Origin of the sequence: Paraburkholderia terricola (assembly GCF_900142195.1) — a bacterium.
Lineage (GTDB): Bacteria > Pseudomonadota > Gammaproteobacteria > Burkholderiales > Burkholderiaceae > Paraburkholderia > Paraburkholderia terricola.
The window spans coordinates 22,797-49,035 of sequence record NZ_FRAB01000019.1; the positions used below are offsets into that span (position 1 = coordinate 22,797).

Below are 26,239 nucleotides of genomic sequence, written 5' to 3' on the forward strand. Positions count from 1 at the left end.
TCCGCGCGACGTTCGCGTGTCGCATGTCGCGTGAAAATCGTTGGCTCATGGAGCGGGCCCGGAGATTGCCGCCCACGCATAAGCTGCATGACAAGCCGCACTGACGCGGCTGGCTACGAGGAGCGAGGCGAATGGAACAGCTACCGTTCTTCACCATCGGTCATTCGACGCGGCCGCTGCCTGAATTCATCGCCCTGCTGGAAGCATCGCGGATTCAGACCTTGGCCGACGTGCGGAGCATTCCGCGTTCCCGCACGAATCCGCAGTTCAACCAGGACAGCTTGCCGCAGGCGCTCGCGCATGCCGGCATCGACTACGTGCACCTCGTCCGGCTCGGCGGCCGGCGCGGCCGCACGAAAGCGGAGGGCGCGTCGCCGAACGCTTACTGGACGCATCCGGCCTTTCGCAACTACGCGGATTACGCGATGAGCGAGGCGTTCCAGGCGGGTCTCGCGGAATTGCTCGAACTGGGGCATCGGCGACGCACGGCGATCATGTGTTCGGAAGCGGTCTGGTGGCGGTGCCATCGTCGCATCATCACCGATTACCTGTTGCTGCACGGCGAGACGGTCGAGCACATCATGGACGCGCGGCATACGAGCCCCGCGACGATGACGCCGGGAGCATCGCCGCAGCCGGGCTTGATACTGCATTATCCGCAGGCACCGGATTAGCGATCCGGGGACGTGTGTGTGGTCATGCGCCGCGCCGGCTTGAAATTTTCGTCACAGGGTTCTAACCTGGAATTCGCTCGGGCAGACGACTCGTGTCACGCGCCGAGCGCGTCGCGGCATCTCGGCATCGCGGCGCGTGATCGCGGCTGTCGATTGCCGTCACGCGGTTTGGCAACCGCTCTCCGGGCCGTTAGCTCAGCTGGTAGAGCAGCGGACTTTTAATCCGTTGGTCGGCGGTTCGAATCCGCCACGGCCTACCAAAGAAAGAGAATGAAAAACAACATTTAGCTCAACACTGGAAAGCCACTTACTTCACCGTGGGTAGCTTTACGGTGTGGCTGAATCTTGCCGAATCTTGCGGAATTCACGCTTGTGCGCATTAAGCGCGCGGCACGCTGATTGCTCAACCTCATGGTCAAGCAGACGGCGGTCGTCTGCGTCGACATTCCAGTTCAATCAAGGAGGAACGGATGATGAACAAGGCAACCAGCATATTGATCGCGACCGTCACCGCACTCGCGCTGTCGGGCGGCGCTTATGCACAGGCGGGCGGAGGCTCGAGCGGCGACGGTACGTCAGGCAGCACGGATGGCCCGGCGAACCAGGTGAACGGTGCAACGAGCGGCTACGGCACGCCAGGCGCCACCGGTTCGGACAGCGGGAACGTCGCCGGGTCGCCGAACTCGGGTTTGCCGAGTAGCACGAACAGCTCGAAGTCCGGCACCAGCGCGCCCAAGAGCAACAACACGCTGGCGACCCCGAGCACCAAGTCGCCGGCCGCCGGCCAATAACGCCGGAACACGGCATTCACCGCGCCGGCCGCTCGGCCGGTACGCCGGCGGAAGCAAGGAGTTCGTTCTCGACCAGATCAAACTTCAGCGGTGCGTCCGCGGAAAGGTGCTTTCTCTGCACGACGCGCCGCCACGTTCCATTCGCGTCCGGCTCACGATAAAACGCCACCACCGCCACGTACTGCGTGTCGCGCCGCATCGGCTGCGACACGCATGCGGCCGCGCCGGGGTTGACCACCGTCGCGATGCTCGCTTGCAGGTCCTCGGCGAGCACGGTCTGGTCGTCCTTCAGCAGATCGTCGTATGACGCGGCATCGAAGCGCTTGCGGTCCTTGAACTGGTACACCCTGACCGCGACCGAATACGGCCGGTTCGCGTCGTCGGGATTCAGAGCGGCGCCGAGGCTGACCGGAGAAGCCGGAGAACACAGCACCCTATCGACCGCGAGAATCCACCAAGCGACGCTCAATTCGCGTGGATGAATCACGCCAAAAAAAAGGCGTCACGTTTCCGTGACGCCTTAAAAAGTTCTAGCCATTCCGAGGGCCGTGCTAGAACCTGAGAGACGGCATTCGAAAGTTCGGCCGGCGAGGCTGCGCCCTGAACGGCGCGCAACACGTGGACTCGAGCACTTAGCTCAAGCGCCTAAGCGCGGACTGTTACCGTGGACTGTGGAAAGGCACTCGACCAGACACTACGCGGACCACGGTAGGTATCGGGAGATTTCAAACGCAAGGACCCGAACCCGTCTTTCGAAATGAGGTTCCATTTTTTATGGTTATGCTGACTAAGTCAAGCAAAATCTAAACACACGCGATCCGTTCCGGCAAAATGTTCCGATACAATAAATGTTCGGAGAAATAAGAACGCAATGCCCCAACATGGGGCTGTTCCAAGGCCTTGGCGGGTGAGTCGCCGGCGAGCCGGCGCGTAAAGAAACTGAAATATAGTTCCAAAAAAACCATGAACCGACCCACGTCCTCCCGAATCGCCGCCGACCAGGCCAAAGAAAAAGACGGTCCCGGCGAGGAAGTCACCGCGCTGGCACGCGGCCTCACCGTGCTGCGCTCCGTCGCCGCCGCCGACGCCCCGCTCAGCAATCGCGAACTGACCGAGATCACCGGAATTCCCAAGCCCACCGTCTCGCGCATCACCGCCACGCTGGTCAGCGCGGGCTTTCTGTTCCGCTTGCCCGACAGCGAGCGCTTCGTGCTGACGTCGTCGGTGCTGGAGTTGAGCAACGGCTTTCTGCGCAACTTCGACATTCGGGCGCGCGCGCGGCCGTTCCTGATCGAACTCGCCGAACGGACCGCGCTCTCGGTGCATCTGGCCGTGCGCGACCGTCTCGACATGGTGGTGATCGACGCGATCCGGCCGCGCTCGGCGGTGCTGGTGTCGCGCCTCGAGATCGGCTCGCGCATGAACCTGAGCCGCACCGCCATCGGCCGCGCCTATCTGGCGGCGCTCGCGGAGCCTGAGCGCGAAAAGCTGCTGATCGGCCTGCAAGCCGCGGAAGGCGACGACTGGGGTCACGTCGGCAGCCGGCTCGAAAGCGCATTGCAAGAAACCATCGAGCAAGGTTTCGCGATCGCCACCGGCGAGTGGCACGACGGCCTCAACGCCATCGCCTTGGGCTTCATCGGACCGTCGGGCGAACGCTATGCGGTCAACTGCGGCGGCTCCGCCGACCAGTGCCCGCGCGATTGGTTGATTTCGCGCGCGGCGCCGGCCCTGCTCGAATGCGTCTCCAGGATCGTTCTGGAAATCGGCGGCACGCCGGGGCGCCGACTCGACAACTGAGACGCCCAAGGGCTCGCCGGTCGGCGGCCATCGGCAACCAGACGTCCTGTAACCCTCGTAACCAAAAGAAAAATACACGGGTGGACTGTTACAGAGCCCGCGACGTAGGATCATGCATTCCCGTCGCGGACGCTCGCCCTGGCTCGTTGCCACTGCGTCGACATTGCATCGGCATTGTTTGATAGCGCACCGGGCGATCCGTCGTGATGCCACGTTGGGTTAGCATCTCTGTCCCGCGCCTCGGGTAGCATCGCGCTGAACACGCGCAGCGCCCGCACTGTCGAAACCGCCTGTTACGCCGCGCGAGCCGGGCCGCCGAACTGTCCCGGCGGCTTGTATGCGAGCGGCTCACATCAAAAGCCAGCCACCTGACGAACCGATGGACGAACAACAAAAGCATTCGGAAACCACACGCCCCGCCGCCCCGGCTTCGCCACCGTCCGCGAGCGGCGCGCCCGGCGCGGTAAAGCGCCACCGCGGCCGCAACCTCGCGCTGCTGGTCGCGGCGCTCGTCATTCTCGGGGTCGTGCTGTGGCGCTGGCATCCGTGGGGCGGCCCCGGCGGCGGCGCAAGCGGCGCTTCCAGTGCAAGCGGCGGGAGCGGCGTAAGCGGTGTAAGCGGCGGCCGCGCGGGCCGCGGCGGGCCCGGCGGCATGGCCAACATGCCGCAGCCCGTGCACGTCGCAACGGTGACGCAAGGCGAGATGCCGGTGGTCTTGACGGCGCTCGGCACGGTCACGCCGCTTGCCAGCGTCACGGTGCTGCCGCAGTTGAGCGGCGTGCTGCAAGACGTGTATTTCAAGGAAGGCCAGATGGTCAAGAAGGGCGACGTACTTGCCCAGATCGACCCGCGCCCCTACCAGATCTCGCTCGACAACGCGCAAGGCACGCTCGCGCGCGACGAGGCCTTGCTGCAAACCGCCCGGCTCGATCTGAAGCGCTATCAGACGCTGCTCGCGCAAGACTCGATCGCGAGCCAGCAGGTCGACACGCAGGCCTCGCTCGTGCGCCAATACGAGGGCACCGTGAAGTCCGACAAGGCGAACATCGACACCTACAAGCTCGACCTCGCCTACGCGCGCATCACCGCGCCGGTGTCGGGGCGCGTCGGCCTGCGCCAGGTCGATCCCGGCAATTACGTCACGCCGAGCCTGACCAACGGCATCGTCGTGATCACGCAGTTGCAGCCGATCAGCGTGATCTTCACCACCTCCGAAGACAACCTTCAGCAGATCCTCCAGCAAACGCAAACCGGCGCGAAGCTTTCGGTCACCGCCTACGACCGCAGCAACACCACCTCGCTCGAAGGCGGCACGCTCGAAACGCTGGACAACCAGATCGACACCACCACGGGCACGGTCAAGCTGCGCGCAGTGTTCCAGAACACGAAGAGCCTGCTGTTCCCGAATCAGTTCGTGAATACGCGTCTGCTCGTCAATACGATCAAGGACGCGGTGATCGTGCCGACGCCGGCCGTGCTCAACGGCTCGATGGGACAGTTCGTGTATGTCGTGAAGCCGGACAACACGGTGAGCGTGCGGCCCGTCAAGGTCGGCCCGGTGGACGGCGAGCGCACCAGCATCAAATCCGGTCTGCAAGTCGGCGAGCGCGTGGTGATCGACGGTTCCGACCGGCTCAAGGAAGGCGCGAAGATCACGATTCCAGCCGAAAAGCCGCGCGGCGCATCGGGCGCGCATGGCGCAAGCGGCGCGGCCTTCGCGTCGGGCGCATCCGGCGCACGCGCGCATCGCGGCAAACACGCGGCGCAAGCCTCGCAATAAAGTAAAGGCACGGCCATTACCGCATGAATCCATCCCGAGCCTTTATTCTGCGTCCTGTCGGCACCGCGCTTCTGATGGCGGCGATCATGCTGGTGGGTCTCGTCGCGCTGCGCTTCCTGCCGCTCTCCGCGCTGCCCGAGGTCGACTATCCGACCATCCAGGTGCAGACGTTCTATCCGGGCGCGAGCCCGGACGTGATGACCTCGTCGGTCACCGCGCCGCTCGAGCGGCAGTTCGGACAGATGCCGTCGCTGAACCAGATGTCGTCGCAAAGCTCGGCCGGCTCGTCGATCATCACGCTGCAGTTCAGCCTCGACCTGCCGCTCGACATCGCCGAGCAGGAAGTGCAGGCGGCGATCAACGCAGCCGGCAACCTGCTGCCCTCCGACCTGCCCGCGCCGCCGATCTACGCGAAGGTCAATCCGGCCGACGCGCCGATCCTCACGCTCGCGATCACGTCGAAAACGCTGCCGTTGACCCAGGTGCAGGACCTGGCCGACACGCGCCTCGCCCAGAAAATCTCGCAGGTGGCGGGCGTGGGTCTCGTGAGCCTGTCGGGCGGCCAGCGCCCCGCCGTGCGAATCCAGGCGAATCCGCGCGCGCTCGCCGCATACGGCCTGAATCTGGACGATCTGCGCACCACGATCTCGAACCTGAACGTCAACACGCCGAAGGGCAATTTCGACGGCCCCACGCGCAACTACACGATCAACGCAAACGACCAGTTGACCGACGCCGAGGCCTACAAAAGCGCGGTGATCGCGTACAAGAATGGCCGCGCGGTGATGCTGACCGACGTCGCCACCATCGTGCAAGGCCCCGAGAACACCAAGCTCGGCGCATGGGTCGACAACACGCCGGCGATCATCCTGAACGTGCAGCGCCAGCCGGGCGCAAACGTGATTCAGGTGGTGGACAGCATCAAGAAGCTGTTGCCGCAGTTGCAGCAGTCGCTGCCCGCCGCGCTCGAGGTGCGGATCGTCACCGACCGCACCACCACCATCCGCGCCTCGGTGCGCGACGTGCAGTTCGAACTGGCGATGTCGGTGGTGCTGGTAGTGCTGGTGATGTATCTGTTCCTTGCCAACGTCTATGCGACCATCATTCCGAGCTTGTCGGTGCCGCTGTCGCTGATCGGCACGCTCGCCGTGATGTACCTGTGCGGCTTCTCGCTTGATAACTTGTCGCTCATGGCCTTGACCATCGCGACGGGCTTCGTGGTCGACGACGCGATCGTGATGATCGAGAACATCGCGCGCTACGTGGAGCAAGGCGAATCGCCGTTGGAAGCGGCGCTGAAAGGCTCGAAACAGATCGGCTTCACGATCATCTCGCTGACGGTTTCCCTCATCGCCGTGCTGATTCCGCTGCTCTTCATGGGCGACGTGGTCGGCCGCCTGTTCCACGAATTCGCGATCACGCTCGCCGTGACCATCGTGATCTCGGCCATCGTGTCGCTCACGCTGGTGCCGATGATGTGCGCGAAGCTCCTGCGCCACTCGCCGCCGCCTGAGAGCCACCGCTTCGAAGCGCGGGCGCACCGCTTCATCGACTGGGTGATCGCCCGTTACGCGGTCGCGCTCACATGGGTGCTGAACCGGCAGCGCTCCACGCTGGTCGTCGCGATTCTCACGCTGGTGCTGACCGGCGTGCTGTACGTGTTCATTCCGAAGGGCTTCTTTCCCGTGCAGGACACCGGTGTGATCCAGGCGATCACGCAGGCGCCGCAGTCGGTGTCGTATGCGTCGATGGCCGAGCGCCAGCAGGAACTCGCCGCGCAGATTCTCAAGAACCCGGACGTGCAAAGCCTCACCTCGTTCATCGGCGTGGACGGCAGCAATATCACGCTGAACAGCGGCCGCATGCTGATCAACCTGAAGCCGCGCGACGACCGCGACAACACCGCGAGCGAGGTGATTCGCCAGTTGCAGCGGGACGTGGCGCATATTCCGGGCGCGTCGCTGTACATGCAGCCGGTGCAGGACCTGACCATCGACTCGACGGTCAGCCCGACGCAGTACCAGTTCATGCTGACCGATCCGAACATCGGCGAATTCACGACGTGGGTGCCGAAGCTCGTCGAGCGGTTGAGGCAGTCGCCGGAACTCGCCGACGTCGCCACCGACTTGCAGGACAACGGCCAGTCGGTCTACGTCGAAATCGACCGCGCCACCGCGTCGCGCTACGGCATCACGCCGGCCACCGTGGATAGCGCGCTGTACGACGCGTTCGGCCAGCGCATCGTCTCCACCATCTTCACGCAGTCGAACCAGTACCGCGTGATCCTGGAAGCGCAGCCGCAGATGCAGCACTACACCGAGTCGCTGAACTCGATCTATCTGCCCTCTTCGACGGCGACGGGCGGCCAGGTGCCGCTGTCGGCGATCGCGCGGTTCATCGAAAAGCCCGCGCCGCTGCTGGTCACGCACCTGAGCCAGTTCCCGGCCACCACCGTCTCGTTCAATCTCGCGCCGGGTTCGTCGCTCGGCGCGGCCGTGAAGGCGATCGAGCAGGCGCAGAAAGACATCGGCTTGCCGGCCTCGTTCCAGACGCGCTACCAGGGCGCGGCGCTGGCGTTCCAGGCGTCGCTGTCGAACGAACTGTTCCTGATCCTCGCCGCGATCGTCACGATGTATATCGTGCTCGGCGTGCTGTACGAGAGCTTCATTCACCCGATCACGATTCTGTCGACGCTGCCCTCGGCCGGCGTCGGCGCGCTGCTCGCGCTGCTGATCACCGGGCACGATCTGGACATCATCGGCATCATCGGTATCGTGCTGCTGATCGGCATCGTGAAGAAGAACGCGATCATGATGATCGACTTCGCGCTCTACGCCGAGCGCGAGGAAGGCAAGGCGCCGCGCGAGGCGATTTACCAGGCGTGCCTGCTGCGCTTCAGGCCGATTCTGATGACCACGCTCGCCGCGCTGCTCGGCGCGCTGCCGCTGATGCTCGGCACGGGCGCCGGTTCGGAGTTGCGCCGGCCACTCGGCATCGCGATCGCCGGCGGCCTGATCGTCAGCCAGTTGCTGACGCTGTTCACCACGCCGGTGATCTACCTCGGCTTCGACGCGCTCGCACGCCGCATGCGCGAGCGCTTCAATCGCGGCAAGCCTGTGCCGCCCGCCACCGACGCGGGAAGCTGACCGATGAACCTGTCGCGTCCGTTTATCTCGCGCCCGGTCGCCACCACGCTGCTCGCGATCGGCATCGCGCTGGCCGGTATTTTCGCGTTCACCCAACTGCCGGTCGCGCCGCTGCCGCAGGTCGATTTTCCGACCATTTCCGTGCAGGCCTCGCTGCCGGGCGCGAGTCCGAACACCGTCGCCACCAGCGTCGCGAGTCCGCTCGAACGGCATCTCGGCTCGATTGCCGACGTCACCGAAATGACCTCGATGAGTTCGGTCGGCTCGACGCGCATCACGATGCAGTTCGGCCTGAACCGCGACATCGACGGCGCCGCGCGCGACGTGCAGGCCGCGATCAACGCCGCGCGCGCCGACCTGCCCACGAGCCTGCGCAGCAACCCGACCTATCACAAGGTCAATCCGGCCGACGCGCCGATCATGATCCTCGCGCTCACGTCGAATACACTGACCGCCGGCCAGTTGTACGACTCCGCCGCCACGGTGCTGCAGCAGTCGCTCTCGCAGGTGGACGGCGTCGGCGAAGTGGACGTGAGCGGCTCGGCCAATCCGGCCGTGCGGGTCGAGCTGGAACCGCAGGCGCTGTTCCACTACGGCATCGGTCTCGAGGACGTGCGCGCGGCGCTCGCCGCGGCCAACGCGAACAGCCCGAAAGGCGCGATCGAGTTCGGCCCGAACCGCGTGCAGATCTACACCAACGACCAGGCGAGCAAGGCGTCGCAATATCGCGACCTCGTGATCGCCTATCGCAACGGCGCGGCCGTGAAGCTCTCCGACGTGGCCGAGGTGGTCGATTCCGTCGAGGATCTGCGCAACCTCGGCCTCTTCAACGGCAAGCGCTCCGTGCTGGTGATCCTGTACCGCCAGCCGGGCGCGAACATCATCGAGACCATCGACCGCGTCAAGGCGATGCTGCCGCAACTGCACGCGTCGCTGCCCGCCGATGTCGACATCACGCCGACCGCCGACCGCTCCACCACGATCCGCGCCTCGCTGAGGGACACCGAACTCACGCTGGTGATCGCGATGGCGCTGGTGGTGATGGTGGTGTTCCTGTTCCTGCGCAACTGGCGCGCCACGTTGATTCCGAGCGTGGCCGTGCCGATCTCGATCATCGGCACGTTCGGCGCGATGTACCTGCTCGGTTTCTCGATCGACAACCTCTCGCTGATGGCGTTGACGATCGCCACCGGCTTCGTGGTCGACGATGCGATCGTGGTGCTGGAGAACATCTCGCGCCATATCGAGAACGGCGTGCCGCGCATGAAGGCCGCGTTCCTCGGCGCGCGCGAAGTCGGCTTCACGGTGATGTCGATCAGCATTTCGCTCGTCGCCGTGTTCCTGCCCATTCTGCTGATGGGCGGCATCGTCGGGCGGCTCTTTCGCGAGTTCGCGCTGACGCTGTCGCTCGCGATCGGCGTGTCGCTGATCGTCTCGCTCACGCTCACGCCGATGATGTGTTCGCGCCTGTTGCGCGAGCCGCACGAGAAAAAGGAAGAAGGCCGCTTCGGCCGCTGGCTGGAACGCGGCTTCGCGTCGATGCTGCGCGGCTATGAGCGCACGCTCGGCTGGGCGCTGCTGCATCCGCGTTTGATCGTCACCGTTCTGCTGTTCACGATCGGCCTGAACATCTGGCTGTACATCATCGTGCCGAAGGGCTTCTTTCCGCAGCAGGACACCGGCCGGATGATCGGCGGCATTCAGGCCGATCAGAGCACCTCGTTCCAGGCCATGAAGGGCAAGTTCGCGCAGATGATGGAGATCGTCGGCAACAACCCGGCGGTGGACAGCGTGGTCGGTTTCACGGGCGGCCGGCAGACCAACGCCGGCTTCATGTACGTCTCGCTCAAACCGAAGAGCGAACGCAAGATTTCCGCCGACCAGGTGATCCAGCAACTGCGCGCGCCGCTCGGCGACGTGGCCGGCGCGCGCACCTTCCTGCAGGCAGTGCAGGACATTCGCGTGGGCGGGCGACAATCGAACGCGCAATACCAGTTCACGCTGCTGGCCGATTCCACGCCCGACCTGTACCTGTGGGGGCCGAAGCTCACCGAGGCGCTGCAGGCGCGCCGCGAACTGGCCGACGTGAATTCCGACCAGCAGCAAGGCGGCCTGGAGGCGATGGTGACGATCGACCGCGCCAGCGCGGCGCGGCTCGGCATCAAGCCGGCGCAGATCGACAACACCTTGTACGACGCGTTCGGCCAGCGCCAGGTGTCGACGATCTACAACCCGCTGAACCAGTACCACGTGGTGATGGAAGTCGCGCCGAAGTACTGGCAGAGCCCGGACATGCTGAAGCAGATCTACATCAGCACGTCGGGCGGCAGCGCGAGCGGCGCGCAGACCACGAACGCGCCGGCGGGCACGGTCACCACGCAGACCACCACTTCGTCGAGTACGAGCACGAGCACCAGCGCGTCGGCGGGCGGCACGGCGGGCACCACTGCATCGAGCGCGGCCACCATCGCCGCCGATTCCGCGCGCAACCAGGCGATCAATTCGATTGCGACGAGCGGCAAGTCGAGTGCTTCGTCGGGCGCGGCGGTGTCGACCTCGAAGGAAACGATGGTGCCGCTGTCGGCGATCGCGAGCTTCGGGCCGGGGAATACGCCGTTGTCGGTGAATCACCAGAGCCAGTTCGTGGCCTCGACGATTTCGTTCAATCTGCCGCCGGGCGTGTCCTTATCGACGGCGACTCAGGCGATCTACGAGACGATGGCGCAGATCGGCATGCCGGCCACGATCCACGGCAGCTTCCAGGGCACGGCGCAGGCGTTCCAGCAGTCGATGTCCGATCAGCCGATCCTGATTCTGGCCGCGCTGGCGGCGGTGTATATCGTGCTGGGGATGCTGTATGAAAGCTATATTCATCCGCTGACGATTCTGTCGACGTTGCCCTCGGCGGGCGTGGGCGCGTTGCTCGCCTTGCTGCTGTTCAAGACCGAGTTCAGCATCATCGCGCTCATTGGGGTGATCCTGCTGATTGGCATCGTGAAGAAGAACGCGATCATGATGGTGGACTTCGCGATCGAAGCATCGCGGCAAGGGCTGTCCTCGCGCGATGCGATTTTTCAGGCTTGTTTGCTGCGCTTCCGGCCGATCATGATGACCACCTTCGCCGCGCTCCTCGGTGCATTGCCGCTGGCGTTCGGGCGCGGCGAAGGGGCGGAGCTGCGGGCGCCGCTCGGCATTGCGATCGTGGGCGGCCTGATCGTCAGTCAGATGCTCACGCTCTATACCACGCCGGTGGTTTATCTCTACATGGATCGGGTTCGGGCGAGGTGGGAGGCGAGGAAGGCGCGGCGGGGGGGAACGGCGGCGACTTGATCAGTTCAGTCGCGGCGCGAAACCCCTACGGCCTATGCCCCGCCGCCCACTCCTTCACCGCTTTCAACGTGTTCTCGACGTGCTTCTCCGGCGAGAGGCTCGTGTACTCGTAGATGATCTTGCCGTCCGGCGCGATCACGTACGACACGCGGTTAGCCATCGACGCATGCATCGGCATGCCGGCGTCGTATGCGCCGATAACCTTCGAATCGGCGTCCGCCGCCACCGGAAATTTGCTGCGGCATTCGCTGACCGAAAACTTCGTCAACGTATCGATGTTGTCGTGCGACACGCCGATCACCGTCGCGCCATATTTCTTGTACTCGTCGACGGCTTCGGCAAACTCGTGCGCCTCGATCGTGCAGCCCTTGGTGAAAGCCGCCGGATAGAAGTACAGCACCACCGGCCCTTTCTTCAACTCGTCGGCGAGCGAATAGGTGTAGGTCTTGCCGCCGAGCGATGCCTGCGCGGTAAACGGCGGCGCGGCGTCGCCCGGCTTGAGCGTCGCCGAGGCCGTCAGCGAATGCATGGCGATTGCCACCGACATGGCGGCGGCCAGCGCCCCCGATATGAATTTTCTGTTCATCCGCAGTTCCTCCTGGCGTGAATGCACGCGGTTCGTCCAATGACTCGAAGGTCGTGGCGACCTCCCATGCCATTGGACCACGTATGAACAAGCGGCGTCGGAATCCGCCCTGAAGATGGGAACGCGAGCCGCCGCCCGCAACCTTAGGCGGCCGCCTCCTCGACATGCGCGCCAAACCACAGCGCCGCGCACAGATTCAGCTCGGCCAGCACGTCGGGCGTGAGCGCGGCGAAGCCGGGCGGCGCATCGGGGCCAGCCGCGATCGACGCCGCATCGGCGCCCTCGCCGGCCGCTTCCGCGACGCGCAGCAATGCGCCGAGCGTGCCGCTGCGCGAAACGATCGCCTCGCGAATCCGCGGCGCGAGGCCGAGTTTCTCCAGCACCGCAGCCGGCGTGCTGCCGACCACCACATGCACCAGCGAAAAAATGCCGGTCATGAAAGCCGCATCGGCGAATTCGTCGTCGGCCGGGCGCAGCCGGCTTGCGGCCAGTTCCATGAAGCGCGAGCGCGTGCCGGCCAGGTGCACCAGCGGATCGGCGCGCCACGGCAAATCGCCGCTGTCCGCGTAGAGCAGCAGTTGCGCCCAGCGCGCGATCTGCCGCGTGCCCGCAGCGATGATCGCCTCGCGCAGCGACGCAATATTGCGCCCGAGGCCGAACGCACTCGAATTGACGAGGCGCAGCAGTTGCACCACCACGCCGGGGTTCAGCTTGAGTTCGGCCTCCAGCTCGACGATGCCGGCATCGCGCGAAAGCAGTCCCAACAGACGCAGCAGGCCCGGCCGCAGCGAGCGGTTGCGCGGCGCGGTCAACACCTGCGGCCGCGCGAAGAAGTACCCCTGGAACAGATCGAAGCCGAGTTCGCGAGCAAGCATGAAGTCCTCGCGCGTCTCTATCTTCTCGGCGATCAGCGTCTTGCCGTAAGCGCGCACGGCCGCCGCCAACCCGGGCAGCGCGTCACGCGCGGTCAGCAGAAAATCGATCTTGACGATGTCCGCATACGGCAACGCCGCGAACAGTTCGTCCGACAGTTCGCTGACGTCGTCGAGCGCCACTTCGAAACCGGCGCGCCGCAATTCGGTCAGCCGCCGCGTCAGTTGCGGATCGAACTTCACGGTTTCGAGGATTTCGAGCACGAAGCGCTCGGGCGGCATCAGATGGACGATGTCGTTAAAGAGCAGCGCGCGGTCGATGTTGACGAAGCCGCGATGCCGCCCGAGCACGGCCGGCACACCGATCCCGCCGATGGTGCGCGCCACCACGTGCGCGGTGGCCTGGGCGTCGTTGCCGACTTCGGCATAGTTATGCGCGCCCGCTCGAAACAACAATTCGTAGCCATGCAGCGCGCCGTCGCGATCGAGAATCGGCTGGCGGCCCAGGTAGACGAACTGGCCCGCGGCATCGGCTCTACCATCGGCTCTACCATCGGCTCTACCATCGGCTCTACCATCGGCCCTAACATCGGCCCTAACATCGGCCCCGGCATCGGCGCCCGAGGCAGACGGATCGAGCACCCCGCTACGCCGGGAAATAGCCCTGACAATGTGACGTTCAGACATGGATCATCGGCGCAAGGGTTCGGAAAGGCCATGCAGCGGCGTCACAACCGGCACTGCATAACAGGTTTGCCGTATTAACGGACACCGGGCCGTCGCGCTTTAACCGAACAGGTCCGGAAGCACGGCCAGCGCGCACGACGGCTCCCTTACAGCATGTTTCTTGCATCAATCGCTAAAGATTTGCCGGCGCGGGTCGTTATCTTGTTCTGATGGGGCGGCCTGATACCTCTCGACCCGCCCGAGCACGGCGGACCGCGAGCCGCTCCGCCTGCAGACGAACACAGGTTGCCAGCGACAAACATGGAAGCGAACAGGATCACCGCGCCCCGCCGGGGCTCCTTGCGCACGGTCGTGGACCGGCTTCGGGCGTTCGGCCGGCGCGCGGACGTCAAGCCGCGGATGGCCAATAGCCGCGCCGCGCAATTGGAACAGGTGGTCGGCGCGGTCGATCTGCTCGCGCATGTCGACCGCGAACTGCGCTTCATCTACGTGTCCGACGCCAGCCTGCGCTTCATCGGCTACCACCGCGAGTATCTCGAGACCGTCACGCTGCACGAACTCGTCGCGCCCGCCGACGTGGCGCGCCTCGACGCCCTGCTCGCGCGCGCCGCCGCGTCGGGCAACGTCGAGAAGGCCACGCTCGGCCTCATCAAGTCGTTGACCTATCCGATCACGGTGGAGCTGCGCGTGGTGCGCAGCAATCACGACGGCATCGACGGCTACGCGATCGCCGGCTTCGACGTTTCCGCGTGGCGCGCCAGCGAGGAACGCCTGACCCAGGCGCTGCATCTGGACCGCCTCACCAATCTGGCGAATCAGCCGGCGCTGATCCCCGCCGTGCTCGACGCGCAACAGCAAGCCGACGCGCACGGCACGCCGGCCGCGCTGCTGCTGCTCGACATCGACGACTATCAACGCGTGAACCGCGCGCTCGGCTACGACGCCGGCGACGAAATGCTGCGCGACACCGCGCGGCGTCTGTTGAACATGACGAGCCCGAGCGAGACCGTCGCGCGCGTGGCAAGCGACGAGTTCGCGATCCTCGTCAAGCCCGCCGCCAGCCGCACCGACGCGGCCGCCGCCGCGGAAGCGCTGGCGCGGCGGCTGTTGACCGCGATCCAGCAGCCGTATGCGTTCAACGGCCAGCAGGTGCATCTGTCGGCGAGCATCGGCATCGCGCTCTATCCCGACGTGCGCCACGCCAACGACACCGCCGGCCACGACACCCATCTGCTGCGCTGGGCCGACCACGCGTTGCTGCAAGCCAAGGCGGCCGGCGGCAACACGCTCGCCTTCTACGTGCCGGACGACAACCCCGCCGACGCCGAGCGCCTGAAGCTCGAGGCCGATCTCTACGACGGCGTGCGCAACGGCGAGTTCTCGCTGCACTTCCAGCCGATCACGAGCAGCCGCACGCACGGCGTGGTCGGCGTGGAAGCGCTGATGCGCTGGTCGCATCCGGTGCATGGCCTCGTGCCGCCGTCGATGTTCATTCCGCTCGCGGAGTCGATCGGCCTGATCAACTTCCTCGGCAACTGGGTGTTGAAGGTCGCCTGCATGCAGTTGATCCAATGGGATGCGCAGGGCATCTCGCTGCAATACGTGGCCGTGAACGTGTCGCCGCAGCAGTTCCGCGACCCGCGTTTCAAGGACGCCGTGCGCGAGGCGATCGAGCTGACCGGCATCGATCCGCGCCGCCTCGTGTTCGAGATTACGGAAAGCCTGCTGATGCACGACCCCGCGCACGCCAAGGTGCTGCTCGAGGATCTGACCGCGATGGGCATCCGCTTTGCCGTCGACGATTTCGGCACCGGCTATTCGAGCCTGGCTTACCTGCAACGATTCCCCCTCGCCAAGCTCAAGATCGACCGGAGTTTCGTCGAGAATCTGCTAACCTCGCGAAACGATCAGGCCATCGTGAGCGCCGTCGTCGGCCTCGCGCAAACACTCGATCTCGAACTGGTGGCCGAGGGCGTCGAAACGGAAGCGCAGCGCGCGCTGCTCACCGAAATGGGATGTGACCACATACAGGGATGGCTCGTCTGCCAGGCGCTGCCTTCCGAGGAACTCGCGCAGCGTTTCGAGGCGCGCTCGCTTCACCTGCACACCGTCTAGCGATGCGGTCCCAGCGCTCACGCGGCGAAACAAGCCGGCTCATGGCCGGCGTGGCATTCATTGGAACAGGTATGGCTTCTGCGGGATTCACATGGTAAAGGCGGCAGTGCTCGACCGGCTCTGGACGCGAATGAGCGAGCGCGGCGATTTTCCGATGCTGTCGCAGTCGCTGCGCAGCACCATGGCGGCGATGAACAATGACGACCTCGACTTCACCGGCCTCGTCCAGGTGGTGTTATCGGACTTCGCGCTGACCCAGAAAGTGTTGCGGCTCGCCAATTCGGCGATGTACATGGCGTTCGGCGGCAACATCACCACCGTCTCGCGCGCGCTGATGGTGCTCGGCATGGACGCGGTCGGCCACCTCGTCGTCGGCCTGAAGATCGTCGATCACTTTCATCACAGCGCGCCGCGCCGCATCGACGCGAAACTCGAATTGAACCGCACGCTGCTCTCGGGTTGCGTCGCGCGCAAGCTGACCGAGCGCGGCGATCTGCGCGCCGGCGAGGAAGCCGTAGTCTGCACGCTGATGCGGCAGATAGGCAAGCTGCTGGTGGTGTTCTATCTCGACGCCGAGTGGGACCAGATCCGCCGGCATATCGACGACGGCGCGCTCGAGACCGACGCCTGCGTGCTGGTGCTCGGCGTCACGTTCGACGAGATCGGCGCCGAAGCCGCGGTGCGCTGGCGGCTGCCCGACATGATCCGCTCCGGCATGGGCGAGTTCGACCCGCAGGACACCGAGCAGCCGCGCCAGGTGCAATGGCTGCGCGCGATCACCAATTACTCCACGGCCGTCGCCGACGTGCTCACCCAGTCGGGCATGCCGGAGGAGGAGCGCGAGGCGCGCATCGGCGAACTGGCGCAGGAATATAGCCGCGTGCTGAACACCGATCCCGAAGTGCTGCTCGAGATGAGCGTGGCGCTGGCCCGCGAGGAAGGCGGCGACGGCGTGATGCGCGAGATCGTCGAATTGCGCGCCAACGCGGACGCGATCGCGCGCGAGGCGCTCAATCCCGAAGCGCGCATCGCGGCGGGCGTGGAGGATCTGCGCGGTCTGCCCACCGGCAGCCCGCTCGCGCCGGCGCTCGCGATGGCTTCGGAAACCGTGCTTGCCGGACTGGGTTTTGCGCGCACCGTGGTGTTCGTCAAGCACAGCAACGGCACCTTCAAGGCGCGGTTGGGTCTTGGTCCGAAGATCGACGCGGCACTGCCCCGGCTGACGTTCAACACCGCCTTCGAGCCCGACGTGTTTCATCTCGCGATTGCGAACTCGGTCGGCATTTTCATCGAGAACGCGCGAGATCCGAAGATGGTCGCGCGGCTGCCCGAGTGGTTCCGCCGCTCGTTCGACGACGCCCGTGCCTTCGTTCTGTTGCCGGTGGTCGACGAAACGGGGCAGACGGTGGCGCTGCTGTACGGCGACTGGTCGCATACTCAGGAGCCACGCAGAATCTCGCAGAAGGAAATGAGCGTGTTGAACGAACTGGCCAAGGAGTTAGGCCGTTTTTTTGGTCTGGGGCAGATGCGGGAAATGGAGACGATGTGAAGACGTGGCGTGATCGTTGATCGCGGCGCTTCGCTTGTTACCGGTTCTGCATTTGCCCGACGCCTCGCGTGCGGAGCGCGGCATGTTCCGCATGCCGCAGCCCTTCGGATACACGCCTCAAGCCTTAATCCTCGATCCGCTCCAACCCTTCCGCGCTGCGATCCGCCACCCCTGCCCACGCACCCGCCATCAAGCCCAACTGGGCGACCTCTTCCACCGTCAACGGCTGCAGGCGCGCGCACATGGCCTCGACGTCATCCCATGCGCCGCGCTCCAGCGCTTCGACCGCGGAGAGCAGCAAGCCCAACACGCCCTCGCGATGCAGAATCGCCGCCTGGATCGGCCGCGACAGCGTCAGCACATTGAGCGTGCTTTCGAGCGAGCCGCCGAACACCGCATCGACGAATGAAAACACGCCGGTGAGAAACGCCGCGTCGGCCTCGTCACGCCCCGCTTCGGGCAAGCGCTCGATCGCCAGTTCCATGAAGCGCGCCCGGGTCGCCGCGAGTTGCAGCAAGGGATCGTCCTCGAGCGCGACCTTGCGGCCGTCGGCGTAGAGCAGCAATTGCGTCCAGCGCGCGATGCGGTCGGTGCCCGTCGCGTTGATCGCTTCGCGCAGCGTCGTCACCTTATGGCCGACCGCGAGGCCGCTCGAATTCGCGAGCTTCATCAGATGCATCACGAGCACCGGATTCAGTTTCAACTCGGCTTCGAGCTGCGCGACGGTCGGATCGCCCGCCAGCAGTTGCAGCAGATTCAGCAACGCATGCCGCGGCGCGCTGACACGGCGCGTCAACGAGGTCTGCGCACGCGCGAAGAAATACCCCTGGAAACGGTCGAAGCCGAGCGCCAGCGCCGCCTCGAAACCGGCCTGCGTGTCCACGCCCGACGCGATCAATAATTTGCCCGCCGACTTGAGCACGCTCGCGAGCTTGGGCAACAGCGCGGCCGGCGCGCGTGTCACGTCGATCTTGACCACGTCCGCGTAAGGCAGCAGCCTGGCGAAGCTCTCGTTGGGCTGCGTCACTTCGTCGAGCACGAAGCGGTAGCGCCGGCCATGCAACTGCACGATGCGCTCGATCAGCGCCTCGTCGACTTCGATTGCGGGCGACAGTTCGAGCATGAAGCGCTCGGCGGGCAGCCGCTCGATTGCGTCGTCGAGCAGCAACTCGCGGCTTACATCCACGTAAGCCGGATGCCCGGTGAGCGCGCCGCGCACGTGGCCTTGCACGAGGCCGCGAACGATCGCGTTCGCCACCTGTTGCGCGGGACTCGGCGCGCGGCCCGGCAACGCGTCGGGCTCCGCCTGGGTGTTCGGGTTCGAAGCCGGCTCGTCGGCCGGGGCGTCGGGCCATGCCGGCGCGCGGACCTTGATCTCATAGCCGCACAGCATGCCGTCCCGATTCAGAATCGGTTGCCGCGCAAAGCTGGCGTTCAATTGCGTATCGTCCGTGGCGCCTGTGCGGCCCGGATTTTCGATTGCGATGGTGGTGCTCATTCCGATCCCCCGCTCAGCGCCACCCCGGCGCCTCCTGCTGTATTTTGGTTTTGCTGCATCGACAGCGTGCGGCCCAAGGTCTGAAGCCCAGAAGCCGTTTCGCCCGCGATGCGCCAGGCGATTCTATCTCACGTCGTTATCGGCGGACATGCCTGTGAAGCAATATCTGGAAATATTTGGCGAGCGGCCTCAACGATAACCGGCCAGCAATAGACAATGCTTGAAGGCGCGCGCGACTCCCTGCGAAACATCGATCTGAAGAGTGCATGGAGGGGGCCGCCGGCGCTCCGACTCGCGCCGTGGCCGGTATCGCTTCCGGGCTTTCAATATGCAAACGGCCGCTGTTCACGATCAGCGGCCGCTTGCATTTACTTCAAAAAGAAACCCTCACCAGGCATTACTTCAACACGACCTTCACATCGAAGTACTTCGCCGCGAAGCGGTCGATCGTGCCGTCCGCCTTCAGTTCCTTGAGCGCCTCGTTCAACGCGTTCTTCAGCGCCGTATCGCCCTTGCGGATGCCGAAGCCGACGCCCGCGCCGAGCAGTTTCTCATCCGTGACGACCGGGCCGGCGAACTCGAAGCCCGCGCCTTGCGGCTTCTTCAGAAAGCCCTTCGAGGCCGCTTCCGCGTCCTGGAACGCGGCGTCGAGCCGCCCGGAGGCGAGGTCGGCGTAGATCTGATCCTGCGTCTGATACGGCACGACGTCGACACCGGCGGGCGCCCAGCGCGCCTTTGCATACGCTTCCTGAATCGTGCCTTGCAGCACGCCGACGTGCTTGCCCTTGAGCGAGGCCGGCGTAGGCAGCAAAGCGCTGCCCTTCTTCGCGATCATCTGATTCGGAATCGAATAGATCGGATCGGTGAAGTCGACCGCCTGGCGGCGCTGATCCGTGATCGTCATGTCGGAGTTGATCGCATTGAACTTGCGCGCCTGCAACGCCGGAATCAGGCCGTCGAACGAATTCTCGACCCACACGCATTTCGCCTTGAGCTTCGCGCACACCGCGTTGCCGACGTCGATATCGAAACCTTGCAGTTCGCCCGACGGCGACTTCGATTCGAACGGCGCGTACGACGCCTCCACGCCGAAGCGCACTTCCTTGATGTCCGCCGCCGACGCGGTGCCTGCCGTTACCGTGACCGCCGACGCCGCGAACAGCGCGAGCGCAGCCATGTTTCGCCAATTCATCTTCATTACGGGTGTTCCTCTACGGTATTGAATAAGACGGAGCCGAATCCGGGCAAACATGATTGCCGCGCCAAAAAGGCGATTCAAACTCGCGCGGCCGGTGTGGTGCAACGCAACAGCCGCGAGGCGGCGATTGTACAGGCCGGGTTGCGTACGACTGACGGGGCCAGGCAAGCGCGAGCGTCGCGCGACGCCGGATCGATGCACGTCGAACGTGCAAATCCGTGTCGCGTTCACGCAAGGCGGAGAACATAAAACAACTGAAGCGACGCGCGGCTAGACGAGTTGCGACAGCGTCTCGCCGGTGATTTCGATCACCAGCAAACCGGCGCGCAAACCCGGCTTGACCGTGGCGTTCGGAAACACGATGCGCTCTTCATCGTGACGCACGGTGTAGCGATAGTCGCCGTCGCGCGCGAGCAGGGTGCCCTTCGCGAACGGCGTGAAGTTGGGCACGTCCTCGGCCAGCAGCAATTCGAACGCTTCACTGTGCTTGGTGAGTTGATCGATCACGGTGAACACGCGCGGCATCGCCGCCTGCGTGTTGCCGTTCGTCCCGGCGAGCAGATGACGCAGCGCTTCATCCGCGCCCGCGAACCGTGTCAGGTCGTTCTGGCCGAACGGCCGCACCTTGCCGAGTTCCAGCGTGCAAGCTTGTGCACGGCAAGTCTCAGCCGTGAAGTTCGAGAACGTGTTGGCCTTGGTGGTATGCAACAGCACCGCGCTGATGCGCGCCTCGCCGAGCCATGCGAACATCGCGCGCGAAAACGGCTTGCCGGTATGCGGCAACAACGCGAATTGCTCGAAGGCGGAGGCGCGAATCGCCGTATGCATGTCGACATGCCAACGCACGCCCGGCTTATCCGACGCGGCGGCGAAGAAGCGCATCGCCGCCTGTTCCAACGCGGCGGCACGCGACGCTTCGTGGCTGTGCGGCAGTTGTTCGTGCCGTCCGCTGAAGAGGCGGTTCAGATCGTCGTCGCGATAACGGCACGCGTCGCGCATGGCGTCGACGTTGCCGAGGATCACCATCAAGCGGCAGGTCAGCGCGGCATCGCCGTGCGCGATATCGCGCACGAGACGCGACAGCAGTTCGATCGGCGCGGTCTCGTCGCCGTGAATGCCGGCCGAGGCGAGCACGCTGCGCGTATCGCGCTCCTGCGCCGCGGGCTCGATGACGAGCACGCCATCGTCGAGCCACGACCAGCGCGCGCCGTGGGCACACGTACCCTGCGCCTCATGCGCGGCAGGCCGCGAACCCGCCAGCGTATAGGCGAGGAAATCGTCGAGCAGCGCGACCGGCATGCCGTGCTCAGCGCTGGAAGTCATACAGCGAGCCCAGCGCGAGAATCTGCGTCAGTTCGTCGAGCGCGGTGCGCGATTCGGCGAGCAATTGCGGATCGGTCAGATCGGCCGGCGCGAGGCGGTCGCGATAGTGCTTTTCGATCCACGAATCGAGCCGGCCGAACAGCTTGTCGTCGATCCACACGCCGCCGTTCACCGCCGCGCGCTCCGCGTCGTCGAGCACCACGCGCAGCCGCAGACACGCCGGGCCGCCGCCGTTCTTCATGCTCTCGCGCAAATCGAACACCAGCACGTCGTCGATCGGACCGGTGCGCGACGTCAAACCGTCGAGGTAGGCGGCAACGCGCTCGTTCTCACGGCACTCCTGCGGCACGACCAGCACCTGCTTGCCGTCGGGGCGCGTCAGCAACTGGCTGTTGAACAGATACGAGGTGACAGCGTCGGCCACGCTCACCTGCGCGTCGGGCACTTCGATCACGTTGAACTCGGCCTTCAGCCCCAGGAGCTTCGAGCGCAATTCGTCGTACACCGCCTTCTGTTCGACGAACGCGAGTTGATGACAGAACAGCGTGGTGCGATTGCCGACCGCGATCACGTCGTTATGAAACACGCCCGCGTCGATCACATCGGGGTTCTGCTGCGCATAGACGGTGGCCGCATCCGCGAGACTGTGGCGCTGCGCGACCGCGCGGCTCGCCTCGAAAGTCTGACGCGCGGGGAAGCGCTTCGGCTCCGGTCCACGGCGGTATTCGCTGCGGCCATAGACGAAGAATTCGACGCCACATGCGCCATATTCGGCGCAAAAGCGCGTGTGATTCGCCGCGCCTTCGTCGCCGAGCGCCGGCGTGCCGGGCAGCGCTTCGTGCACGGCGAAACGGCCGTCGTCGCTGAAAATCGCGCGCAACGTGCGGCGCGTGGATTCGTGTTCGATCGCGCGATGCAGCTTGCTGCACAGATTGGCCGGCGTGAAATGCACACGGCCGTCGTGCGTATCGGCGGACGGGCTCACGGTGGCCGCGTTCGCCGTCCACATCGCCGACGCGGAGCTTGCGGCAGCCAGCAACTCGGGGGCGTCTTTCGCCACGCGGGCGATGACCGTGGCGTCGTCGCCGGAAAAACCGAGCTCGCGCAACAGGCGCATCGACGGACGCTCCTGCGGCGGCAACACGCCCTGATGAAAGCCGAGGTCGGCCAGTTGCTTCATCTTGCGCAGGCCCTGCTTGGCCGCCGCCTTCGGATTCGCAATCGACTTCTCGTTGCTCTGCGACGCGACATTGCCGAACGAGAGCCCCGCATAGTTGTGGGTCGGGCCGACCAGGCCGTCGAAATTGGCTTCAGTGGCTTGCATCGTCGATCCTTAGAATTGAAGGCCCGGCGAGACGCTCGCGGGCATGTGCAGTTGCGCGCTTTCGACGGACGCCATCGGATACGCGCAGTAGTCGGCGGCGTAATACGCGCTCGGCCGGTGATTGCCCGAGCGCCCCGGACCGCCGAACGGCGCGCCGGAAGAAGCCCCGTTGGTCGGCCGGTTCCAGTTGACGATGCCCGCGCGGATGGTGCGCTGGAAATGCGTCCACAGCGCTTCGTCGTCGGCGAGCAGGCCCGCCGAGAGACCGAATTCGGTGTCGTTGGCCTTGTCGAGCGCCTCGTCGAAGTTGCCGTAACGGATGACTTGCGCGAGCGGGCCGAAATGTTCCTCGTCGGGCAGATTCTTCACGGCCGTTACGTCGAGAATCGCGGGCGTGACGAAGCCGAGCTGCGGATCGCGCTGCTCCATCTTCAGCCACGCTTGCGCGCCGTCGGCCAGCAAACGCTCTTGCGCGGCGACGAGCCGCGCAGCCGCGCGCGCCGAAATCACCGCGCCCATGAACGGCTGCGGGTCGGCGTCGTATTCACCGACGCTGATGCGCGACGTGACCTCGGTAAAGCGCGCCATGAAGCGGTCGCCGAACGCGTCGTTCGGCATGAAGATGCGGCGCGCGCACGTGCAACGCTGCCCCGCCGACAGAAACGCCGACTGGATCGTGTGATGCACGGCGGCGTCGAGATCGGCAACCGGCCCGATCACGAGCGGATTGTTGCCGCCCATCTCCAGCGCCAGCACGATCTCGGGCCGCCCGCCGAACTGCTTGTGCAGCAAGGTGCCGGTGTCCGAGCTGCCGGTGAAGAACAAACCGTCGATCTGCCGATGGTTCGCGAGCGCAATGCCGGTCTCTTTCTCGCCTTGCACCAGATTCAGCACGCCCGCGGGTAAGCCCGCGTCGCGCCAGATCTGCACGGTGACGGCGGCCACGCCCGGCGCGAGTTCCGACGGCTTGAACACGACCGCGTTGCCCGCGATCAGCGCCGGCACGATGTGCCCGTTCGGCAGGTGGCCCGGAAAGTTATACGGCCCGAACACCGCCACCACGCCATGCGGACGATGCCGCAATACCGCGGTGCCGTCCGCCATCGCCGAACGCTTTTCGCCGGTGCGTTCGTTATAGGCCTGAATCGAAATCTCGACTTTCGCCGCCATCGAAGCGGCTTCGGTGCGCGCTTCCCACAGCGGCTTGCCGGTCTCGCGGCCGATCGCCTCGGCCAGCGCCTCCTTGCGCTCGGTCACGAGCGCGGCGAAGCGGCGCACCACGCCGCAACGCTCGTCGAGGCTGAATGCGGACCACGCCGCAAACGCGCGGCGCGCGCTGCGTACCGCGCGATCGACGTCGTCCGCCGACGCGCTGTTGCCTTCCCACACCGTCGCGCCCGTACCGGGGTTGCGCGACGCGAATGCGGGTCCCGTGCCGGCGGCCCATTCGCCGTCGATGAAAAGCTCGCTCATGATCATCCCTGTTTATGTTTCAACGGCAGTACCCGCACCGGGTCGCCTGCCTTGACGTCGAGCGCCGCGGCCTCGGCGGCGCACAGACGGAACACGCCGTCTTGCGGCACGCCCGCCGCCGCGCCCACGCGAAAATCGCCCAGCGACGTATTCGATACCAGCGAACGCGGCGCATCCTGCGGCGCGCCCGCCGGCACGTCGGCGATCTCGACCGGCACCACCACGCTCTCGCGCACGGTGCGCAAGTCGGAGATGTGGCATTCGAGCACCGGGCCCGCGTCGAAGATATCGACGTGGTTTTCGTAGCGCAGCCCTTCCGATTCGAGCATGCGGCGCGCCGGAATCGTGTCGCTGTGCGTGAGGCCGACGCATTGCTGCGCTTCCTCCGGCAGCAGTTCCACGTACACCGGATAGCGCGGCATCAGTTCCGCGAGAAACGCCTTGCGGCCGTGCGAACTCAGGTAGTCCGCCGCGTTGAAATCGATCTGGTAGAAATGCGAGCCGACCGCGCGCCAGAACGGCGACGTGCCCTGCTCGTCGAAATGGCCGCGCAACTCCGCGCATAGACGCTGCGGAAAGCGTTCGCGAAACTGCGCGAGAAACATGAAGCGCGAGCGCGACAGCAAGCCGCCGACGCCGCTCGTGCGATAACGCGGGCTCAGGAACAGCGAGCACACTTCGGCGTAACCCGTGAGGTCGTGCGAGATGTTGAGCGCGCGCATGCGCGTCCAGATGCCGAGGTCCTGGCTCGCGTGCACCACGGTACTCACGCGATAGTTGTAGAACGGCTGCTGCAGACCCACCGCCGTTTCGATTCCGCAGACGCCGGCCACGTCGCCCGTATCGGTGTCTTCCATCACGAAGAAGTAGCCCGCCTCGTGCGGCGCGGCTTTGTCTTCCATCGTGCGGCGCGCGCGTTCGATGCGCGCGACAAGCGCCTCGCGATCCGGCTTGAACGTGGTGAGGCCCGGGCCGGTTTCCTGCGCGAGACGCATGAGCGCGTCCACATCGCCTCGTTGCACAACGCGAACGACGATCATCGTGCGTCTCCCGATTCTTGCTGATGCGGCTGGTGCAGCGGCACACAGCGCACGGTATCGCCCTCTTCGACGCCGAGCGCCGCGCGCGCCGCGTGAGACAACGACGCGCCGGCTTGCTTGTCCGCGGCGAGGTCGCCGAGTACGCAGCGAAATTCCCCGTCCGCGCCGTTGTGCGCGATCAGATACGTCGCGCCGTCGGGAGCGGCCGCGGCTTCATGGACCACGCGCGTTTCATTGCGCGCCACGCACGCACTGCGATCCACTTGCGCGGTCAGCACCGGGCCCGCATCGAAAATATCGACGTAGCGGTCCGTTTCGAAACCTTCTTCCAGGTGGATCTCGTAGGCGAGCAACGCCTTCGAGTCCGGTTCGCCGAGCACGCGTTGCGCCGCTTCCGGCAACAGCGGCACATAGATCGGATAGGTCGGCATCACTTCGGCGATGAACGTGCGGCTGCGGCCGCCCGATTCGATTTCGATGTCGGCGAAGTCGCGGCCGAAAAACTTGCGGCCCACGGCTTCCCAGAACGGCGAAACGCCCGCGTCGTCGGTGACGCCGAGCAGGAGCGAGAACACCTCGGACGTGAAGCGCTTGCGATTGGCGGCGATGTACATCATGCGCGCCCGCGACATCAGATGCGCGGCCGCGTCGCCGCGCAGCGACGGGTCGATGTAGTAGCCCGCGAGCCGGCTCTTGCCGGTCAGTTCATGCGACATGGTGAGCGCGTGAATCTTGCGGTTCACGTGCAATTCGCGCGACGCATGAATCAGCGCGTCGTTGCGAAACGCGTAGAACGGGTCCGAGTAACCGGCCGCGGCGACGATGCTCGCCGTGCCCATCAGCTTGCCGCTTGCCGAGTCTTCGAGCACGAACAGGTAGAACTCCTCGCCCGGAAAATCGACCTCCGCGCGAAACGAGTCTTCCGACAATGCGACGCGCGCTTCGAGCGCAGCCCGGTCGTGCGGCAGCGAATGCAGCACCGGTTGCGCGGTGCGCGCCATGTGTTCGAGCGCATCGAGATCGGCGAGGCGGCCGGGGCGTACGAAGAGCATC

At 65.3% G+C, this 26,239-nt stretch carries 18 protein-coding genes and 1 tRNA gene; 9 read left to right on the forward strand and 10 right to left on the reverse strand.

Features of this window, described 5'->3' with window-relative positions:
* Positions 1-131 precede the first annotated feature (131 nt).
* The 3 genes from BUE39_RS17800 (at position 132) to BUE39_RS17810 (ending at position 1,465) form a co-directional block, all read left to right on the forward strand.
* Positions 132-674 (forward strand): DUF488 domain-containing protein, encoded by a 543-nt coding sequence (locus BUE39_RS17800; RefSeq protein WP_073430043.1) that lies wholly within the window; start codon positions 132-134, stop codon positions 672-674.
* 184 nt (positions 675-858) lie between these two features.
* Positions 859-934 (forward strand) — tRNA-Lys (locus BUE39_RS17805).
* Between the two features lie 213 nt (positions 935-1,147).
* Positions 1,148-1,465, forward strand: a complete 318-nt coding sequence (locus tag BUE39_RS17810; protein WP_073430110.1) for a hypothetical protein — start codon at positions 1,148-1,150, stop codon at positions 1,463-1,465.
* 16 nt (positions 1,466-1,481) lie between these two features.
* Here BUE39_RS17810 and tssJ read toward each other — a convergent pair whose 3' ends face one another.
* Complete coding sequence (gene tssJ, locus BUE39_RS17815) at positions 1,482-1,934, reverse strand: type VI secretion system lipoprotein TssJ (protein ID WP_374710293.1); 453 nt, start codon at positions 1,932-1,934, stop codon at positions 1,482-1,484.
* Positions 1,935-2,428: 494 nt separating this feature from the next.
* Between tssJ and BUE39_RS17820 the strand changes: the two genes are divergently transcribed.
* The 4 genes from BUE39_RS17820 (at position 2,429) to BUE39_RS17835 (ending at position 11,521) form a co-directional block, all read left to right on the forward strand.
* Positions 2,429-3,265, forward strand: a complete 837-nt coding sequence (locus tag BUE39_RS17820; RefSeq protein WP_073430045.1) for an IclR family transcriptional regulator — start codon at positions 2,429-2,431, stop codon at positions 3,263-3,265.
* 379 nt (positions 3,266-3,644) lie between these two features.
* Positions 3,645-5,045 (forward strand): MdtA/MuxA family multidrug efflux RND transporter periplasmic adaptor subunit, encoded by a 1,401-nt coding sequence (locus BUE39_RS17825; RefSeq protein WP_073430046.1) that lies wholly within the window; start codon positions 3,645-3,647, stop codon positions 5,043-5,045.
* Between the two features lie 23 nt (positions 5,046-5,068).
* A complete protein-coding gene (locus BUE39_RS17830) occupies positions 5,069-8,191 on the forward strand; it encodes an MdtB/MuxB family multidrug efflux RND transporter permease subunit (protein ID WP_073430047.1) in 3,123 nt (1,040 codons plus the stop codon).
* 3 nt (positions 8,192-8,194) lie between these two features.
* A complete protein-coding gene (locus BUE39_RS17835; protein ID WP_073430048.1) occupies positions 8,195-11,521 on the forward strand; it encodes an efflux RND transporter permease subunit in 3,327 nt (1,108 codons plus the stop codon).
* Between the two features lie 25 nt (positions 11,522-11,546).
* Here the strand turns inward: BUE39_RS17835 and BUE39_RS17840 are convergent, their stop codons facing one another.
* Both BUE39_RS17840 and BUE39_RS17845 read right to left on the reverse strand, forming a co-directional pair.
* Positions 11,547-12,107, reverse strand: a complete 561-nt coding sequence (locus tag BUE39_RS17840) for a peroxiredoxin (protein WP_073430049.1) — start codon at positions 12,105-12,107, stop codon at positions 11,547-11,549.
* 143 nt (positions 12,108-12,250) lie between these two features.
* Positions 12,251-13,666, reverse strand: coding sequence for an EAL and HDOD domain-containing protein (locus tag BUE39_RS17845; protein WP_073430050.1), 1,416 nt, complete (start codon positions 13,664-13,666; stop codon positions 12,251-12,253).
* Positions 13,667-13,966: 300 nt separating this feature from the next.
* On the opposite strand from BUE39_RS17845, the gene BUE39_RS17850 reads away from it, so the two are divergent.
* A complete protein-coding gene (locus BUE39_RS17850) occupies positions 13,967-15,781 on the forward strand; it encodes a putative bifunctional diguanylate cyclase/phosphodiesterase (RefSeq protein WP_073430051.1) in 1,815 nt (604 codons plus the stop codon).
* Between the two features lie 91 nt (positions 15,782-15,872).
* Positions 15,873-17,330: an HDOD domain-containing protein gene (locus BUE39_RS17855; protein WP_073430052.1), complete on the forward strand. Its 1,458-nt coding sequence runs from the start codon at positions 15,873-15,875 to the stop codon at positions 17,328-17,330.
* 124 nt (positions 17,331-17,454) lie between these two features.
* On the opposite strand, the gene BUE39_RS17860 is transcribed toward BUE39_RS17855, so the two are convergent.
* The 7 genes from BUE39_RS17860 to aruF form a co-directional block, all read right to left on the reverse strand.
* Positions 17,455-18,828 (reverse strand): EAL and HDOD domain-containing protein, encoded by a 1,374-nt coding sequence (locus tag BUE39_RS17860; protein ID WP_073430053.1) that lies wholly within the window; start codon positions 18,826-18,828, stop codon positions 17,455-17,457.
* A gap of 397 nt (positions 18,829-19,225) precedes the next feature.
* Positions 19,226-20,026 (reverse strand): ABC transporter substrate-binding protein, encoded by an 801-nt coding sequence (locus BUE39_RS17865; RefSeq protein ID WP_073430054.1) that lies wholly within the window; start codon positions 20,024-20,026, stop codon positions 19,226-19,228.
* Positions 20,027-20,296: 270 nt separating this feature from the next.
* Entirely contained in the window at positions 20,297-21,349 is a 1,053-nt protein-coding gene (gene astE, locus BUE39_RS17870; RefSeq protein ID WP_235004891.1) for a succinylglutamate desuccinylase, read from the reverse strand.
* Complete coding sequence (gene astB / locus BUE39_RS17875; protein ID WP_073430056.1) at positions 21,333-22,673, reverse strand: N-succinylarginine dihydrolase; 1,341 nt, start codon at positions 22,671-22,673, stop codon at positions 21,333-21,335. The genes astE and astB overlap by 17 nt, the downstream gene beginning before the upstream one ends.
* Before the next feature lie 9 nt (positions 22,674-22,682).
* Positions 22,683-24,146 (reverse strand): succinylglutamate-semialdehyde dehydrogenase, encoded by a 1,464-nt coding sequence (astD, locus tag BUE39_RS17880; protein WP_073430111.1) that lies wholly within the window; start codon positions 24,144-24,146, stop codon positions 22,683-22,685.
* Positions 24,147-24,148: 2 nt separating this feature from the next.
* Positions 24,149-25,186: an arginine N-succinyltransferase gene (astA, locus tag BUE39_RS17885; protein WP_073430057.1), complete on the reverse strand. Its 1,038-nt coding sequence runs from the start codon at positions 25,184-25,186 to the stop codon at positions 24,149-24,151.
* Positions 25,183-26,238, reverse strand: coding sequence for an arginine/ornithine succinyltransferase subunit alpha (gene aruF / locus BUE39_RS17890; protein WP_073430112.1), 1,056 nt, complete (start codon positions 26,236-26,238; stop codon positions 25,183-25,185). Before aruF ends, astA begins: the two co-directional genes overlap by 4 nt.
* Position 26,239 lies beyond the last annotated feature (1 nt).

Excerpts from the sequence above, each read along its gene's own strand:
- BUE39_RS17800 (WP_073430043.1), top strand. The coding sequence starts at position 132 with ATGGAACAGCTACCGTTCTTCACCATCGGTCATTCGACGCGGCCGCTG.
- BUE39_RS17810 (WP_073430110.1), top strand. The coding sequence starts at position 1,148 with ATGAACAAGGCAACCAGCATATTGATCGCGACCGTCACCGCACTCGCG.
- BUE39_RS17820 (WP_073430045.1), top strand. The coding sequence starts at position 2,429 with ATGAACCGACCCACGTCCTCCCGAATCGCCGCCGACCAGGCCAAAGAA.
- BUE39_RS17825 (WP_073430046.1), top strand. The coding sequence starts at position 3,645 with ATGGACGAACAACAAAAGCATTCGGAAACCACACGCCCCGCCGCCCCG.
- BUE39_RS17830 (WP_073430047.1), top strand. The coding sequence starts at position 5,069 with ATGAATCCATCCCGAGCCTTTATTCTGCGTCCTGTCGGCACCGCGCTT.
- BUE39_RS17835 (WP_073430048.1), top strand. The coding sequence starts at position 8,195 with ATGAACCTGTCGCGTCCGTTTATCTCGCGCCCGGTCGCCACCACGCTG.
- BUE39_RS17840 (WP_073430049.1), bottom strand. The coding sequence starts at position 12,107 with ATGAACAGAAAATTCATATCGGGGGCGCTGGCCGCCGCCATGTCGGTG.
- BUE39_RS17845 (WP_073430050.1), bottom strand. The coding sequence starts at position 13,666 with ATGTCTGAACGTCACATTGTCAGGGCTATTTCCCGGCGTAGCGGGGTG.
- BUE39_RS17850 (WP_073430051.1), top strand. The coding sequence starts at position 13,967 with ATGGAAGCGAACAGGATCACCGCGCCCCGCCGGGGCTCCTTGCGCACG.
- BUE39_RS17855 (WP_073430052.1), top strand. The coding sequence starts at position 15,873 with ATGGTAAAGGCGGCAGTGCTCGACCGGCTCTGGACGCGAATGAGCGAG.
- BUE39_RS17860 (WP_073430053.1), bottom strand. The coding sequence starts at position 18,828 with ATGAGCACCACCATCGCAATCGAAAATCCGGGCCGCACAGGCGCCACG.
- BUE39_RS17865 (WP_073430054.1), bottom strand. The coding sequence starts at position 20,026 with ATGAAGATGAATTGGCGAAACATGGCTGCGCTCGCGCTGTTCGCGGCG.
- astE (WP_235004891.1), bottom strand. The coding sequence starts at position 21,349 with ATGACTTCCAGCGCTGAGCACGGCATGCCGGTCGCGCTGCTCGACGAT.
- astB (WP_073430056.1), bottom strand. The coding sequence starts at position 22,673 with ATGCAAGCCACTGAAGCCAATTTCGACGGCCTGGTCGGCCCGACCCAC.
- astD (WP_073430111.1), bottom strand. The coding sequence starts at position 24,146 with ATGAGCGAGCTTTTCATCGACGGCGAATGGGCCGCCGGCACGGGACCC.
- astA (WP_073430057.1), bottom strand. The coding sequence starts at position 25,186 with ATGATCGTCGTTCGCGTTGTGCAACGAGGCGATGTGGACGCGCTCATG.
- aruF (WP_073430112.1), bottom strand. The coding sequence starts at position 26,238 with ATGCTCTTCGTACGCCCCGGCCGCCTCGCCGATCTCGATGCGCTCGAA.